Annotated in this window: 10 protein-coding genes; all 10 read right to left on the bottom strand. The window is 69.0% G+C overall.

Translation table 11 applies throughout. The features are described from left to right. Positions 1-54 precede the first annotated feature (54 nt). The 10 genes from OQ02_RS03850 to OQ02_RS03805 all read right to left on the bottom strand — a co-directional run bounded on the left by OQ02_RS03850 (position 55) and on the right by OQ02_RS03805 (position 16673). Positions 55-3951: a DNA-directed RNA polymerase subunit beta' gene (locus tag OQ02_RS03850; RefSeq protein ID WP_033436698.1), complete on the bottom strand. Its 3897-nt coding sequence runs from the start codon at positions 3949-3951 to the stop codon at positions 55-57. Positions 3952-4076: 125 nt separating this feature from the next. Further along, positions 4077-7559, bottom strand: coding sequence for a DNA-directed RNA polymerase subunit beta (rpoB, locus tag OQ02_RS03845; protein ID WP_033436697.1), 3483 nt, complete (start codon positions 7557-7559; stop codon positions 4077-4079). Positions 7560-8017: 458 nt separating this feature from the next. Next, entirely contained in the window at positions 8018-9184 is a 1167-nt protein-coding gene (locus OQ02_RS40720; protein WP_051771626.1) for a hypothetical protein, read from the bottom strand. 9 nt (positions 9185-9193) lie between these two features. Further along, positions 9194-9706 carry a hypothetical protein gene (locus tag OQ02_RS03835; protein WP_033436696.1) on the bottom strand — a complete coding sequence of 171 codons (513 nt, stop codon included), beginning with the start codon at positions 9704-9706 and terminating at the stop codon, positions 9194-9196. 13 nt (positions 9707-9719) lie between these two features. Further along, positions 9720-10961: an MCE family protein gene (locus OQ02_RS03830; RefSeq protein WP_033436695.1), complete on the bottom strand. Its 1242-nt coding sequence runs from the start codon at positions 10959-10961 to the stop codon at positions 9720-9722. Beyond that, positions 10958-12136, bottom strand: a complete 1179-nt coding sequence (locus tag OQ02_RS03825) for an MCE family protein (protein ID WP_033436694.1) — start codon at positions 12134-12136, stop codon at positions 10958-10960. The genes OQ02_RS03830 and OQ02_RS03825 overlap by 4 nt, the downstream gene beginning before the upstream one ends. Continuing rightward, positions 12133-13302, bottom strand: a complete 1170-nt coding sequence (locus tag OQ02_RS03820) for an MCE family protein (RefSeq protein WP_033436693.1) — start codon at positions 13300-13302, stop codon at positions 12133-12135. Before OQ02_RS03820 ends, OQ02_RS03825 begins: the two co-directional genes overlap by 4 nt. A gap of 1 nt (position 13303) precedes the next feature. Continuing rightward, positions 13304-14329, bottom strand: coding sequence for an MCE family protein (locus OQ02_RS03815; RefSeq protein ID WP_033437011.1), 1026 nt, complete (start codon positions 14327-14329; stop codon positions 13304-13306). Then, positions 14326-15354: an MCE family protein gene (locus tag OQ02_RS03810; RefSeq protein WP_033436692.1), complete on the bottom strand. Its 1029-nt coding sequence runs from the start codon at positions 15352-15354 to the stop codon at positions 14326-14328. Before OQ02_RS03810 ends, OQ02_RS03815 begins: the two co-directional genes overlap by 4 nt. Continuing rightward, complete coding sequence (locus OQ02_RS03805; protein ID WP_033436691.1) at positions 15351-16673, bottom strand: MCE family protein; 1323 nt, start codon at positions 16671-16673, stop codon at positions 15351-15353. The genes OQ02_RS03810 and OQ02_RS03805 overlap by 4 nt, the downstream gene beginning before the upstream one ends. Between the last annotated feature and the right edge of the window lie 34 nt (positions 16674-16707).

The following is a 16707-nucleotide window of genomic DNA, read 5'->3' as shown; positions in this document are numbered from 1 at the left end:
AGGCCAGAGGCCCCGGAGCGGTGCTCCGGGGCCTCTGGCTCATGCGGTTCGACTTCAGCGGTAGTCGCGGCCGAAGTCGTAGTCGTCCAGCGGGACGGCCGCGCCGGTACCCGTGCCGAAGACGTCCGGCGTGTAGTAGCCGTCGTCGTAGCTCGGGATGGCGTAGGCAGCCGCGCGGGCTTCCTCGGTGGGCTGCACCTGGATGTTCCGGTACCGGTTGATGCCGGTGCCGGCCGGGATCAGCTTGCCGATGATCACGTTCTCCTTCAGGCCGATGAGCTTGTCCGAACGCCCGTTGATGGCGGCGTCCGTCAACACCCTCGTCGTCTCCTGGAAGGAGGCCGCCGACAACCACGAGTCCGTGGCCAGCGACGCCTTCGTGATACCCATCAGCACCGGACGACCGGCAGCGGGCTCGCCGCCTTCGGCCACCACGGCCCGGTTGCCCGACTCGAACTCCGCGCGCTCGACCAGCGAACCCGGCAGGAACTCGGTCGCACCCGAGTCGATGATCGTCACTCGGCGCAGCATCTGCCGGACGATGACCTCGACGTGCTTGTCGTGGATCGCCACGCCCTGGGCCCGGTACACCTTCTGGACCTCGCCCACCAGGTGGAGCTGGGCCTCACGCGGACCCATCACGCGCAGCACCTCGTGCGGGTCGGGCGTGCCCTCCAGCAGCTGCTGGCCGACGCCCACGTGGTCGCCGTCCTGCAGCGGGCCGGTGACCGTGTTCGCGAGCCGCTGACGCTTGGACAGCTTCTCGAAGAGGATCTCCTCGGACCCGTCGTCCGGGATGAGGGTGATCTTCCAGAAACGGTCGCCGTCCTCGATGCGCACCCGGCCGTCGACGTCCGCGATGGGCGCCTTGCCCTTCGGCACCCGGGCCTCGAACAGCTCCTGCACACGGGGCAGACCGGTGGTGATGTCGTCACCGGCCACACCACCCTGGTGGAACGTGCGCATCGTCAGCTGCGTGCCGGGCTCACCGATGGACTGCGCGGCCACGATGCCGACGGCCTCGCCGACGTCGACCAGCTTGCCGGTCGCCATCGAGCGGCCGTAGCAGGACGCGCACACACCGACCGCGGACTCGCAGGTCAGCACCGAGCGCACCTTGACCCTGGTCACGCCCGCCTCGACGAGCGTCGCCAGCGCCGGGTCGCCCAGGTCGTCACCGCGGTTGAGCACGAGGTCGCCGCCCGCGTCGGTGATGTCCTCGGCGAGCGTCCGCGCGTACACGCTGGTCTGCGCGAACTCGGCCAGCACGACCTTGTCGCCCTGCTTCTCGCCGACCGTCATGACCACGCCGCGCGAAGTGCCGCAGTCGACCTCGCGGATGATGACGTCCTGCGAGACGTCCACCAGACGACGGGTCAGGTAACCCGAGTCGGCGGTGCGCAGCGCGGTGTCGGCCAGACCCTTGCGGGCGCCGTGCGTGGCGATGAAGTACTCCAGCACCGACAAGCCCTCGCGGAACGAGTTCTTGATCGGACGCGGGATGTACTCGCCCTTCGGGTTGGTCACCAGACCGCGCATACCGGCCAGCGAGCGGACCTGGGTCATGTTGCCCGCCGCCCCGGACATCACGATCATGCGGATCGAGTTGTCCTCGGGGAAGTTGGCCTCCATGGCCTCGGCGACCTCTTCCGTCGCCTTGGTCCACACCTTGACGAGCTCGTTGTTGCGCTCGGTGTAGGAGAGCTGACCACGCTGGTAGCGCTTCTCCACCGCGTCGGCGAGCTTCTCGTACTCGTCCAGGATGCCCTGCTTGGCGGCGGGCATGAGGACGTCCGAGATCGCCACCGTCACGCCGGACCTGGTGGCCCAGTGGAAACCGGCGTCCTTCAGCCTGTCCAGCGTCCGGGCGACGGTCACCATCGGGTACCGCTCGGCGAGGTCGTTGATGACCATCGCCTGCCGCTTCTTCGGCGCGACCTCGTTGATGAACGGGTAGTCCGGCGGCAGGATCTCGTTGAACAGCACCCGGCCGAGGGTGGTCTCGGCCAGCCACGGGCGACCGGGCTCCCAGCCCTCCGGCTCCTGGCCCTTCGGCGGGTTCTTGTCCGTGATCCGGATCTTGACCATCGCCTGGAGGCCCAGGACCTTGCGGTCGAACGCCATCTGCGCCTCGGCGGGCGAGGAGTAGGCCTGGCCCTCGCCGAGGTCGCCGTCCTTGTGCCGGGTCAGGTGGTACAGGCCGGTCACCATGTCCAGACGCGGCATGGCCAGCGGCTTGCCCGACGCGGGCGACAGGATGTTGTTCGACGACAGCATCAGCACGCGGGCCTCGGCCTGCGCCTCGGCCGACAGCGGCAGGTGGACCGCCATCTGGTCACCGTCGAAGTCCGCGTTGAACGCCTCGCAGACCAGCGGGTGCAGCTGGATGGCCTTGCCCTCGATCAGCTGCGGCTCGAACGCCTGGATGCCGAGCCGGTGCAGCGTGGGCGCGCGGTTCAGCAGCACGGGGTGCTCGGTGATGACCTCTTCCAGCACGTCCCACACGGCGGGGCGCGCACGCTCCACCATCCGCTTGGCGGACTTGATGTTCTGCGCGTGGTTGAGGTCGACCAGCCGCTTCATCACGAACGGCTTGAACAGCTCCAGCGCCATCTGCTTGGGCAGGCCGCACTGGTGCAGCTTGAGCTGCGGGCCGACCACGATGACCGAACGGCCGGAGTAGTCGACGCGCTTGCCGAGCAGGTTCTGGCGGAACCGGCCCTGCTTGCCCTTGAGCAGGTCGGACAGCGACTTGAGCGGCCGGTTGCCCGGACCCGTCACCGGACGACCGCGGCGGCCGTTGTCGAACAGCGCGTCGACGGCCTCCTGGAGCATCCGCTTCTCGTTGTTGACGATGATCTCGGGCGCGCCGAGGTCGATCAGCCGCTTGAGGCGGTTGTTCCGGTTGATGACCCGGCGGTACAGGTCGTTCAGGTCGGACGTGGCGAAGCGGCCACCGTCGAGCTGCACCATCGGGCGCAGGTCCGGCGGGATGACCGGGACGCAGTCCAGCACCATGCCCTGCGGGTTGTTGCGGGTCGCCTGGAAGGCGGCCACGACCTTCAACCGCTTGAGGGCGCGGAGCTTCTTCTGGCCCTTGCCGCTGCGGATGGTCTCGCGCAGCACGTCGGCCTCGGCGTCCACGTCGTAGTCACCCAGGAGCCGCTGGATGGCCTCGGCGCCCATGGCGCCGGTGAAGTAGTCGCCGTAGCGGTCGTACAGCTCGCGGTACAGCATCTCGTCCGCGATGAGCTGAGCGCGCTCGAGCTTGGTGAACGTCGACCAGATCTCGTCGAGCCGGTCCAGCTCGCGCTGGGCGCGGTCGCGGAGCTGGCGCATCTCGCGCTCGCCGCCCTCCTTGACCTTGCGGCGGACGTCGGACTTGGCGCCCTCCGCCTCCAGCTCGGCCAGGTCGGCTTCCAGCTTCTGCGCCCGGGCCTCGACGTCCGCGTCGCGGCGGTTCTCGACGCGCTTGCGCTCGACCTGCATCTCGCTCTCGAGCGTGGGCAGGTCGTTGTGGCGCAGGTCGGCGTTCACGCCCACGATCACGTAGGCCGCGAAGTAGATGATCTTCTCGAGGTCCTTGGGCGCCAGGTCGAGCAGGTAGCCCAACCGGCTGGGGACGCCCTTGAAGTACCAGATGTGCGTGACCGGCGCGGCCAGCTCGATGTGGCCCATCCGCTCACGGCGCACCTTGGCGCGCGTCACCTCGACGCCGCAGCGCTCGCAGATGATGCCCTTGAAGCGGACGCGCTTGTACTTGCCGCAGTAACACTCCCAGTCCCGGGTGGGACCGAAGATCTTCTCGCAGAACAAGCCGTCCTTCTCGGGCTTGAGCGTGCGGTAGTTGATGGTCTCGGGCTTCTTGACCTCGCCGAAGGACCACTGGCGGATGTCGTCCGCGGTCGCGAGACCGATGCGGAGCTCATCGAAGAAGTTGACGTCTAGCACGTCTACTCTCTTCCCCTTATTTGTTTCGTTGCCCCGGAAGGCGGTGCTTGGGAGCTGGTGGCGGGGCCACCGCGGGGTGCCTGTCCTCGATTCGCAGGGCAGGCACCCGCGGTGACCGACGAGGGTCAGTTGACGACGTCGTCCACGGACGGCGACTCGGACCTCGACAGGTTGATGCCGAGGTTCGCCGCCGCGCGTTCGAGGTCTTCGTCGTCGCCGTCGCGCATCTCGATCGCGGCGCCGTCCGAAGACAGCACCTCGACGTTGAGGCACAGCGACTGGAGCTCCTTGAGCAACACCTTGAAGGACTCCGGGATACCCGGCTCCGGGATGTTCTCGCCCTTGACGATGGCCTCGTAGACCTTCACGCGGCCGAGCACGTCGTCGGACTTGATGGTGAGCAGTTCCTGGAGGGTGTACGCGGCGCCGTACGCCTGCATCGCCCAGCACTCCATCTCACCGAAGCGCTGGCCACCGAACTGCGCCTTACCACCCAGCGGCTGCTGTGTGATCATCGAGTACGGGCCGGTCGAGCGGGCGTGGATCTTGTCGTCCACCAGGTGGCCGAGCTTGAGGATGTACATGTAGCCGACCGACACCGGGAACGGGAACGGCTCGCCGCTGCGCCCGTCCAGGAGCACCGCCTTGCCGTCCTCCTTCACCAGGCGCTCGCCGTCGCGGTTGGGCAGCGTCGAGCCGAGGAGGCCCATCAGCTCGTCCTCGCGCGCACCGTCGAACACCGGGGTCGCGGTCTTGGTGTCGGGGTCGACCTCGTACAGGCTCTCCGGCAGGTTCTTCGCCCAGTCCGGGTCCCCGTTGATGCTCCAGCCCTGCTTGGCGATCCACCCGAGGTGGGTCTCCAGGACCTGGCCGATGTTCATACGACGCGGCACACCGTGCGTGTTCAGCACGATGTCGACCGGGGTGCCGTCCTCCAGGAACGGCATGTCCTCGACCGGGAGGATCTTGCCGATGACGCCCTTGTTGCCGTGGCGGCCGGCGAGCTTGTCGCCGTCCTGGATCTTGCGCTTCTGGGCGACGTAGACGCGGACCAGCTCGTTGACGCCGGGGGGCAGCTCGTCGTCGTCCTCACGGCTGAACACGCGGATGCCGATGACCTTGCCGCGCTCGCCGTGCGGCACCTTCAGCGACGTGTCGCGGACCTCGCGGGCCTTCTCGCCGAAGATGGCGCGGAGCAGGCGCTCCTCCGGGGTCAGCTCGGTCTCGCCCTTGGGCGTGACCTTGCCGACCAGGATGTCGCCCGGCTGGACCTCGGCGCCGATCCGGATGATGCCGCGCTCGTCGAGGTCGGCCAGGACCTCCTCGGAGACGTTGGGGATGTCCCGGGTGATCTCCTCGGCGCCCAGCTTGGTGTCCCGCGCGTCGATCTCGTGCTCCTCGATGTGGATCGAGGTCAGGACGTCGTCCTGGACGATGCGCTGGGAGAGGATGATCGCGTCTTCGTAGTTGTGGCCCTCCCACGGCATGATCGCCACGAGCAGGTTCTTGCCCAGGGCCATCTCGCCGTTCTCGGTGCACGGCCCGTCCGCGATGACCTGGCCCGCCTCGACCCGGTCACCCTCGTTGACGATGGGCTTCTGGTTGATGCAGCTGCCCTGGTTGGACCGGCGGAACTTGTGCAGCGCGTAGGTCTGCCGCGAGCCGTCGTCGGCCATGACCGTGATGTAGTCGGCGGAGATCTCCTCCACCACACCGGTCTTCTTGACCACGACGACGTCACCGGCGTCGACCGCGACGCGCAGCTCCATGCCCGTGCCGACCAGCGGGGACTCGCTGCGCAGCAGCGGCACCGCCTGACGCTGCATGTTCGCGCCCATCAGGGCGCGGTTCGCGTCGTCGTGCTCGAGGAACGGGATCAGCGCGGTCGCGGCGGAGACCATCTGACGCGGCGACACGTCCATGTAGTCGACGTCGCCCGGGTCGATGAACTCGACCTCGCCGCCCTTCTTGCGGACCAGGACGCGGTCCTCGGTGAAGTTGCCGTCCTCGTCGATCTTGGCGTTCGCCTGCGCCTTGACGTACCGGTCTTCCTCGTCGGCCGTCAGGTAGTCGATCTTGTCGGTGACCCGGCCGTCGACGACCTTGCGGTACGGCGTCTCGATGAAGCCGAACGGGTTCACCCGCCCGAAGGACGACAGCGAGCCGATCAGACCGATGTTCGGGCCTTCCGGCGTCTCGATCGGGCACATGCGGCCGTAGTGCGACGGGTGGACGTCGCGGACCTCCATGCCGGCGCGCTCACGGGACAGACCACCCGGGCCCAGCGCCGACAGGCGGCGCTTGTGGGTCAGGCCCGCGAGCGGGTTGATCTGGTCCATGAACTGCGAGAGCTGCGAGGTGCCGAAGAACTCCTTGATCGCCGCCACCACCGGACGGATGTTGATCAGGGTCTGCGGCGTGATGGCCTCGACGTCCTGGGTCGTCATGCGCTCGCGGACGACGCGCTCCATGCGGGACAGGCCGACCCGGATCTGGTTCTGGATCAGCTCGCCGACGGTGCGCAGGCGGCGGTTGCCGAAGTGGTCGATGTCGTCGACCTCGACCGGCACCTCGGTGTCGCCGGGCTGCATCGTCGTCTCACCGGCGTGCAGGCGGACCAGGTACTCGATCGTCGTGACGATGTCGTCCTCGGTCAGCACACCCGTGGAGATCGGGGAGGCCAGGCCCAGCTTCTTGTTGATCTTGTACCGGCCGACCTTCGCCAGGTCGTAGCGCTTGTCCTTGAAGAACAGGTTCTCCAGCAGCGCCTGCGCGGACTCCTTGGTCGGCGGCTCGCCCGGACGCAGCTTGCGGTAGATGTCGAGCAGTGCCTCGTCGGTGCCCGCGGTGTGGTCCTTCTCCAGCGTCGTCAGCAGCGTCTCGCTGAACGAGAAGCGCTCCCGGATCTGCTCGGTGGTCCAACCCAAAGCCTTCAGCAGCACGGTCACCGGCTGACGGCGCTTGCGGTCGATGCGGACACCGACCGTGTCGCGCTTGTCGACGTCGAACTCCAGCCAGGCACCCCGGGACGGGATGATCTTGACGCTGAAGACGTCCTTGTCGGTCGTCTTGTCGATCGCGGTGTCGTAGTAGACACCCGGCGAGCGGACGAGCTGGGAGACCACGACCCGCTCGGTGCCGTTGATGATGAACGTGCCCGTGTCGGTCATCATCGGGAAGTCACCCATGAACACCGTCTGGCTCTTGATCTCGCCAGTGGTGTGGTTGGTGAACTCCGCCGTGACGAACAACGGGGCGGCGTACGTCATGTCCTTGTCCTTGCACTCCTCGGTCGAGGCCTTGACCTCGTCGAAGCGTGGGTCGGAGAAGGAGAGCGACATCGAGCCGGAGAAGTCCTCGATCGGCGAGATCTCGTTCAAGACCTCTTCAAGGCCGCCCATCGGCGCCTCGTCACCTTCGTCGACGCGGCGCTGGAACCACGCCTCGTCGCCGGTGAGCCATTCGAACGACTGAATCTGCAGGTCGAGCAGGTTGGGCGTCTGAAGCGGTTCGTGGATCTTCGCGAAAGAGACTCGCTTCGGCGCTCCGGGAATCCCCGACGTGGAGTTGGTCGCAGCAGTGGCCTTGGTCGCGCGAGAGATCGCCAAGATGCGTCCTTCCAGGGACAGGTAGCTGGCTAGTCAGCGGAACTAGCACGGCTGTCAAGGGTGCGGCGATGCCCGGCAATCCAGCTCTCGGCGAAGGGCAAACGGAAAGAGGGCAGCGCAAAGGAGCAGTCTAGCCACGCGCGCGGCAACTGTCGAGAGGCACCTGGAAGGACCTTTCTCGTGCTCACCGACAGAGTGACCCCGCCGACGCCCACAGTCAAGATGCCACGCGGCGATCACTCCACTGGCGCAAACGGTGATAACGCGGAGTTACCGCCGTGACCTGCGAAAACGCCGGGGCGTGAGCCTGCGTGAACCTTTGGCAGGTGCGCGACCCCCGAAGGGACATGTCGACGACGCCGCTCGGTTACCGGCTTGAAGTGTGATGCAGATCACGTTGTGCGAAGGTCAAACATGGGGGTCAGGAGTCCTGGTCGGACGTCCGGAGGTCCGACCCGTCAGCACTTGGCGGTCTCGACCGCCTGATCACCGGCCTGGCCGAACATCTCCATGTTGTCGACCTTCCACCGGCCGTCGACCTTCTGCGCGCCCACCCGCATCATCGCGATGCCGCCGCTGCTCTGGTTGTCGGTGGTGCGGAGCGCGACCTGGTCGAGGAAGAGGAGCACGGTGGCGCGGTCGTCGTCGAGCGAGGTCACACCGGTGGAAACGGCCTTCACCGTGACCACGAGCTTCTGCTCGGGCGCGAGCTTGCGGACCGGGTCGAAGATCGCGTTGTACTGGCACTGTGCCTTGCCGACCAGCAGTTCGTTGGCGGCCTTCTCGGTCGCGCCGACGTCGGCGAAGTTGTAGGAGAACGCCTTCTCGACGGCTTCCCGGGTCTGACCGGCGACTTCGGTGGTGCCGGCGCTGTCCACCAGGGCCTGGTTGTAGCGGACGTCGCCCGCCTGGTGCCGGAACCACAGGCCGAGGCCGACCAGGAGACCGGCGAGCACGACCAGGGCGATCGGGAGGAGCAGGCCGTGCCGGTCGGTGCGGTCGGCGGTGTGCGCTGCGCTGTGGTCGGCGGTGCGGTCGGCGGCGCGGTCGGTCCAGTCGGCGTGGGCGGTGCCCGACCTGCCGTGCTTCCGCTTGATGTCGGTGAACACGCTCGCCGGGACGGGCTCGCCGGTGCGCTTGCGACGACCGGTCGGGCGGGCGAGCGGTGTGGGCGCGACCTCGCCGCCTTCGATTCCGCCGCCTTCGACCTCGTCGTCTTCGACCTCGTCGTGCTCGTCCTCGACCTCGTCCGGACCGGGCTCGATCAGGCCGGCCGCTTCCACCTGGCGGCGCTCGGCGCGCTCGGCCTCGGCACGCAACTCCTGGCGGCGTTCGGCCTCGCTGAGCGGTTCGTCCGGCTCGGCGGCCTGCTGTGCGACGGACCCGGCAGCGACGGGCTCGGTGTTGGAGTCGCTGGTGGAGTCGTCGGTGGTGACGCCTTCGGGGTTGGCGACTTCGGGGTTGGTGTCGTCGACCTGCGTGAACTCGGGCCCGGTCTCAGGACCGGCGACCTCGGCAGGCGTCGCCCCGGGGCGTTTGCGCAGGCCGGCGACGCGCGGCCGGGTGGTCGGCGTGGTCGGGACGGGGCGGCGGCGGGGCGGCGGTGGCGGTGGCACTGACGTCATCTCCTCGGGTCACGCGCCGCCGGCCGCGACCGGCCCCAGCGCGCTGAGCTTCCAACCGGCATCGGTGCGGACCAGGTCCGTCTGGTACCGGTTGACCTTCTTCACCGCCTGCCCGCCCTCCGGCGTCACGGTCGTCTCCACCACGGCGATCAGGTGCGCCTTCCCGGCCCGCGCGTCCAACTCCGTCACGGCCGCGTCCAGCACCCGGCTCACGGTCACCGTCTTGGCGTCCTCGATCTGCTTCTTGCGGGTCGCCCGATCGCCCTCGACCTCGGAGCGCAACTCGCCGGTGGACGTGTCGAGCCACCGGTCCAGGTCCTCGTCGACCTTCTTGTAGTCGAGCGTCGTGAAGTTCGCGATCCCGACCTGCCCGACCCGGAGCACCTCTTCCCGCTCCCGCGAGAACGCCACCGACTCGTCGGACGACGCGCTCCACCAGGACACCCCGGCCCACACCGCGTACCCGGCGGCCAGCACCGCCAGCACGGCGGCGACCGGCAGCACCCAACGTCGGACGTGCATCCGCAAACCTCCCTCAGCCCGGCAGACCGAGCAACTGCCCCAGGCTGGTGAGCACCGGCGCCTCGACGGCCCGACCCGAACCCGGGTCCGCGGCCGGTTCCCGACCCGGCTGCGACGTCGCGTCGCCGACCGGCGTGCCGGGCGTGCCGCCGTAAGGGGCGTTCTGCGCACCCCTCACGCTGGTGGCACTACCCCGCGCGAGCGCGCAGTAAGCCTGGGTGTTCAACCCGATCGGGTTGGTGTCCGTGCCGGTCCGCACCGGCGTCCCCTCGTAGCCGACGGTGCACGGCGGCGGGTCGAACACGTTCAGGGCCAGCCCGAAGTGCGCGCCCGTGCCGTCGCCCTTGGCCACGGTGAACCCGCCGCCGACCACGATCGGGTAGGTCACGGCGATCTGCTCCAGCCCGTCCAGCCTGCTCACCAGGATGTTCCCGGTGGTCAGCAGGTTGGCGAACACCACGCCGAGGTTCGGCCCGCTCTCCCGGAGCAGCGCCGACACCTGCTCGGCGGCCTGCGGCGACACCGCGATGAGCCGCCGGATGTCGGCGTCCGAGTTCTTCAGCTGCTCGGCCAGCGCCCGCAGGTCGGTGGAGAACGACCGGATCGCGCTCCCCTGCGAGGCCTGCGTGTTCAGCACGACCAGCCCGTCGTTGATCAACGCCTTGGTCTGCGGCAGGTGCTCGGTCGCCGCCTGGGTGAACGCCCGGGTGTTGTCCAGCAGCACCTGGAGGTCCGGCCCGGTGCCGTTGAACGCCAGGTCCAACTCGTCCACCACGGTCCGCAGCGACTCCGTCGGCACCGACTTGGCGAACGAGTCGAGGTTCGTGAGCAGCGCGTCGACCGGCGGCGGCGTCTTGGTCGCCGACCGCGGGATGACCGCACCGGCCTCCAGGTACGGCCCGTCCTCGCCGCGCGGCCTCAGGTCGACGAACTGCTCGCCGACCGCGGACCGGTTGGCGACCACTGCCTCCAGGTCGGCGGGGATGTCGGGCGCGCTGGGGTCGATGTCGAGGTCGACCTCGAGGCCGTCGGCGGTCAGCCTCATCTGCCCGACCCGCCCGACCGCGACGCCGCGGTAGGTGACCTCGGCGTTGGTGAACACGCCGCCGGAGTCGGCGAGCTGCATCGTCACCACGTACCCGGACGCGCCGAACAGCCTGCCGAGCCCGACGTACCGGGCGCCGACGTAGCTCACGCCGAGCAGCGCGATCAGCACGAACACGCCGATCTGGACCTTGACCTTGCCGGGGATCACCGCCCACCTCCGAGCAGTCCGCCGAGCACGTCACCCAGGCCCGACGACGTGCCGGACGTGCCGGGCAGGGGCAGGTTCGGCAGCGGCAGCGGCAGGGACGGCGCGTGGCCGTCGATGCCGGGCAGACCGGGCAGGGCGGGCAGTGGGGACTGCCGCGACCGGCCCAGGTTGTCCAGGATCGTGCCGAGGTTCAGGTCCATGTCCACGTACAGGTTCGTGTAGTCGCCCTTGATGGCGTCGATCGACGAGTCCGGGAACGGGTAGGTCAGCAGCAGCTCGAAGGCGTTGGGCAGGTTCGTGCCCGCCTCGGTGAGCTTCTGCAACGTCGGCGCCAACGCCTTCAGGTCGGCCACCATGTCGTCCTTCGACTTGTTCACCGTGTCCACCGCGACGTCGGACAGCGCGTCCAGCGACTGGAGCAGGGTGACCAGCTGGGTCCGCTGCTCGCTGAGCACCTTGAGCCCCGGTTCCAGCCCGTCCAGCACACCGGCGATCTGCTCGCGCTGGACGTTCAGCGCGCCGCCGAGGCGGTTCAAGCCGTCCAACGCACGAGTGATCTCGTCCTTGTGCCCGTCCAGCTCGCCGACCAGCGTGTCCAGGTTGTGCAGCAGCGACCGGATCTGCGGCTCGTTGCCCTCCATGGCCGCGTTCAGCTCCCGGCTGATGTCCTGGAGCTGGGCGACGCCACCACCGTTGAGCAGCATGGACAGCGCGCCGAAGACCTCTTCGACCTCGGGGTTGCGGTTGGTCCGCTCGACCGGGATGACCGAGCCCTCGCCCAGCGCGCCCTCTTCGCGTCCCTCCACCGGCCCGGCCAGCTCGACGTACTTCTCGCCGAGCAGCGCGGACTGGCGCAGCCGGGCGACGGCGTTGCCCGGCAGCTTCACGCCGCCGTTGACCAGCACGGTCACCTCGGCGGTCCAGCCGTCCGCGGCGAGGTCGATCCGGTCCACCCGGCCGACCGGCACGTCGTTGACCTTCACGCCCGCCTGCGGCACCAGGTCCAGCACGTCCTTGAACCGGACCTTCACCTGGTACGGCCGGTCACCGACGTCCGCGCCGCCGGGCAGCGGCATGTTGTAGACGCCGTCGAAGCCACCCGAGCCGCAGCCGGTCAGCACCGTCAGAGCCAGGGCGCTCGCCAGGAGCGCCGAAGTGCGCCATGAACGCCTCACTGGGGCACCCCCGCGAGTGGCAGGGGCAGCGGCACCTTGCCCTGGGACAGGTCGGTCAGCACTTCGGCGGGCGTCTTCAACGGCACCGCTCCGCTCAGGACTGGTTCCAGCTGACGGCACACGTCCGCGAGCGGGCCGGGCACGCGACCCGGTTCGAGGCCCTGGACGATCTTGCAGACCAGCACGATCGGCGGCTGGTTCAGCTCGTTGATGTCGGCGCGCACGTCGAGCGTGCCGGACGTCGCGTTGTAGGCGTTCTGGAGGTTGCCCAGGGCCAGCGGCGCGGTGTCCAGCGCCTCGGCCAGCGAGGCGCGCTGGTCCACCAGGATCTGGGTGATGCCGGCGAGCTTGTCGACGTTCGACTTGAGCACGGCCCGGTTGTCCTGGATGAAGCCCTGCACCTGGCCGAGCGCGGAGGCCAGCTCGTTCAGCGCGCCGCCCAGGTTCTCCCGCTCGTCGGCGAGGAAACCCGCGACCTCGGCCAGCTGCTGGTTGACGTCGCGCACCTGGCTGTCGTTGGCGGCGAGCATGCCGGTGAACTTCTGGAGGTTGTCCACCGTGCCGAACAGGTCGTCCTTCGAGCCGGACAGCGTGCGGGTGGCGTCACCGAGCTGCTTGATGGTGTCGCCGAGCGCCTGGCCGTTGCCGTCGAGGTTGTCCGCGGCCGAGTCGAGCAGCTCGGACAGCGCGCCGTCCTTGTTCGCGCCGTTCGGGCCGAGCGCGGTGGTGAGCTTGTTGAGGCTGTCGTACAGCTGGTCCAGCTCGACGGGGGTGGCGGTGCGCTCACGCGGGATGGTCGCGTTCTCGCCCATCGCCGGGCCGCCGGTGTACACCGGGGCGAGCTGCACGTACCGGTCGCTGACCACGCTGGGCGCGACCACGACCGCCTGCGCGTCCGCGGGCACCTTCACCGTGCGGTCGAGCGACATGACGACCTTCACCGTCGTGCCCTGCGGCTCGACCTCCTCGATGGTGCCGACCTTCACGCCGAGCACCCGCACGTCCGAGCCCTCGTACACGCCGACGGCCGCGCCGAACACCGCCGTCCCCTTGCGGCTGTTGGCGCCCGCGAAGATCCACCACACGGCCAGCGCGGCGACGAGGGCGAGCACGCAGGCGATCGACACGGCACGGACCAGGTCGCGGCCGATCCTCGTGGTCGCCATGTCAGTTACCACCCGTCGGTGACGGACTCTGCACGCCGGGCGGGAGGCAGCCCTCTTCGTTGAACCCGACCGCGCCGAGGTTCACCGCCGGCGGCAGCAGCCCGCAGATGTACGTGTCGAACCAGCGGCCGTTGCCCAGGGTGTTCGCGAACACCCGGTAGAACGGCCCCACCAGCGACAGGCTGCGTTCGAGCTGGTCCTGGTTGCGCTGGAGCATCGTGGTCACCCGGTCCAGCTGCTCCAGCGCGGGCCGCAGCTGGGCGGAGTTGTCCGCGACCAGGCCGGACAGCTCACGGGACAGCTCACGGGTGCCGGTGAGCAGCGCCGAGATCGCGTCCCGGCGCTTGCGCAGCTCACCCAGCAGCAGGTTGCCGTCCGCGAGCAGGTTCTCGAACTGCTCGTTGCGGTCGGCCAGGGTCTTGGTGATCTGGTTCGTGTTCGCCAGCAGCCGCGCCAGCTGCTCGTCCCGCGAGGAGATCGTCTTCGACAGGGCGGACAGGCCGTCCAACGCGCCGCGGACGCTCTCCCCCGAGCCCTGGAACGTCTCCGACAGCACCTCGAAGCTGTCCGCGAGCTGCTTGGTGTCGATCTGCCCGACCGTGGACGCCAGGCCGTTGAACGCCTCCTGCACGTCGTACGGCGACAGCGTGCGCTCGCGCGGGATCGGGACGCCCGGGTTCAGCGGCTCCGACCCCTGCGGGTCGAGGGCCAGGAACTTCTGCCCGAGCAGGGTCTTGATCCGGATGGTCGCGGTGGTGCGGTCGCCCACCCACGCGTCCTTGACCTTGAACGACACCTTGACCTTGTCGCCGTCCAGCTCGACCTTGGTCACCTTGCCGACCTTCACACCCGCCACGCGCACCTCGTTCGTCGGGATCAGGCCGGCCGCCTCGGTGAACTCGGCCGAGTACGTGGTGCCGCCGCCGATGAGCGGCAGGTCGTCCGAGTAGAAGGCGGCCAGCATCAGCAGGGCGATCACGGTCAGGCTCACCGCGCCCACGGTCACCGGGTTGCGTTCGGTCTTCACGGGCGGCACCTCGGCTGGGTGATCGGCAACGGCGTGATCGTGATCGGGTCGTTGACGACCGGGGGCACGCTGATCGTCCCCGAGCCCTCGCACAGGAAGAAGTTGAACCAGGACCCGTAGGACGCGGTCCGCGACATCGCCTCGATCTTGCCGGGCAGCCGCTGGATGACGCCCTCGACGACCGCCTCGTTGTCCGCGAGCGTCTGCGACACCAGGCCGAGGTGCGCGATGTTCTCCTTGAGCGGCTGCCGCGACTCCTCCAGCAGGCCCGCCGTGGTGGTGGTCAGGTCACCGAGGGCGCTGATCGCGTCCCCGATCGGCTGCCGGTCGCCCGCCAGGCCCGTCGTCAGCTCCTCCAGCGTGGTGACCAGCGTGGAGACCTGCTCGGTGCGCGAGTTGACGGTCTCCAGCACCGCGTTCAGGTTGGTGATGACCTCACCGATCACCTTGTCGCGGCCCGCCAGCGTCGACGTCAGCGACGCGGTGTGGCGCAGCAGGCTGTCGATCGTGCCGCCCTCTCCCTGGAGCACCTGGATGATCTCGTTCGACAGCTGGTTCACGTCGTCCGGGTTCAGCGCCTGGAACAGCGGCTTGAAACCGTTGAACAGCACGGTCAGGTCCAGCGCGGGCTTGGTGCGCTCCAACGGGATCACGTCACCCGGCGCGAGCGGGGACGCGTCGCCGACGCCGTGCTCCAGCGCGATGTACCGCTGGCCGACGAGGTTGCGGTACTTGATCGTCGCGGTGACCGACGCGGGCAGCGTCCGCTCGCCCTCCAGCGAGAAGTCCACCTCGGCCACCCGCCGGTCGACCACCCGGATCTCCTCCACCTGGCCGATCCGGACGCCCGCGATGCGGACGTCGTCGCCCTCGTTGAGCGCGGTCACGTCGGTGAACCTGGCGGTGTAGGCGGTGGCGCCGTTGAAGTTGACGTTCGAGATGGTCACCGCGAGCAGCGTCGTCGCCAGGATCGTGATCGCGGCGAACACGGCCAGCTTGACCAGCGGTGCGGCCAGGGACCTCACACCGTCACCTCCGCACCCCGGTACAGGGGGCCGAGCAACAACGACGTGAAGCTCGGCATCTCGTTCTTGCGCATCCCGAACTGCGGCGCGAGCAGTGCGGCCAGGAAGTCCTGCTCCTCCGGCGAGTTGGCCAGCGAAGGCACGCCATGGAACGTCGACGGCGACGTCGTGCCGCCCTGGGAGGACGCGGGCGGCAGCACACCGTCGTGCGCGGAGCGCGCGGGCGGCGGGCTCGACGACCCGTCCTTCACCGGGCCCTCCGGCGGGTACTGCGGGAACGGGTCCGGCCGCGGCACGACGTCGTAGCAGCGGGGGCCGCGCTTGTCGGCGTACTCCGGCTCGTCCTTGCCCGGCTCGTACTTGCCGCGGTTGGCGGTGACCTCCAGCGTGATGTGCAGGCCCGGCTCGTCCGTGTCCTTGCCCCACACCTGGTCCATGATCGGCTTGAACTCGGCCAGGCCCTTCAGCAGGCACGGGTACTCGGGCGAGTACTTGGCCAGCAGCTCCAACGTCGGGCGGCTGACGTCGGCGAGCTGGATCAGGTTGTTCTTGTTCACCGCGAGGAAGCTGTTCATGTCCAGCGCGGTCGTGGTCAGCGTGCCGTACATCGCCTGCAGGTTGTCGCGCTGCTCGACCAGCGTGCGGCTGGTGACCGTGGCGTCGGTGAGGGCCTGCACCAGGTCCGGCGCGGCGTCGGCGTAGACGTCGGTGACGTCCGCGAGGCGGCTGATGCCCTCCTTCAGCGCGGGCAGCTGCGGGTTGAACTCGCCCAGGTGCGCGTCCAGCTGCACCAGCGTCTCGCCGAGCGGCTTGCCGCGGTTCTCCAACGCCTGCGACAGCGCCGTCAACGTGGTGGCCAGCTTCTCCGGCTGCACGGCCTGGAGCACCGGCATCAGGTCGTCGAGCACCCGCTCCAGCTCGATGGCGCTGCTGGAGCGGTCCTGCGCGATCACGTCACCCTCGGCCAGCGGCTGCCGCGCCTGCTTCGGCAGCACCAGGTTCACGTACCGCTCGCCGAACAACGTCTTCGGCAGCAGCCGCGCGGACACGTTGGCCGGGATGTGCCGCACCTGCTCGGGGTCGAGCGCCAGGTCGAGCTCGGCGCCGTCGCCCGCGGTGCGGATCGCCTTGACCTCGCCGACGATCATGCCGCGGACCTTCACGTCCGAGTCCAGCTGGAGCTGGTTGCCGACCCGGTCGGTCTTCAGCGTCACCTTCACGACCTCGGTGAACGCGTCGTTGTACAGCGCCACCGTGAGGGTGAGGAAGAGGGCGATGATCGCGAGGAACGCGACGCCCAGGAGCCGGATCTTCAGCATGGCGCCACCGCCGCCGGGAAGAACACGTCCGAGG

This window comes from Saccharothrix sp. NRRL B-16314 (assembly GCF_000716595.1).
In the GTDB taxonomy this organism is placed as follows: domain Bacteria; phylum Actinomycetota; class Actinomycetes; order Mycobacteriales; family Pseudonocardiaceae; genus Actinosynnema.
This window is presented reverse-complemented; position numbering and strand designations above follow the sequence as displayed.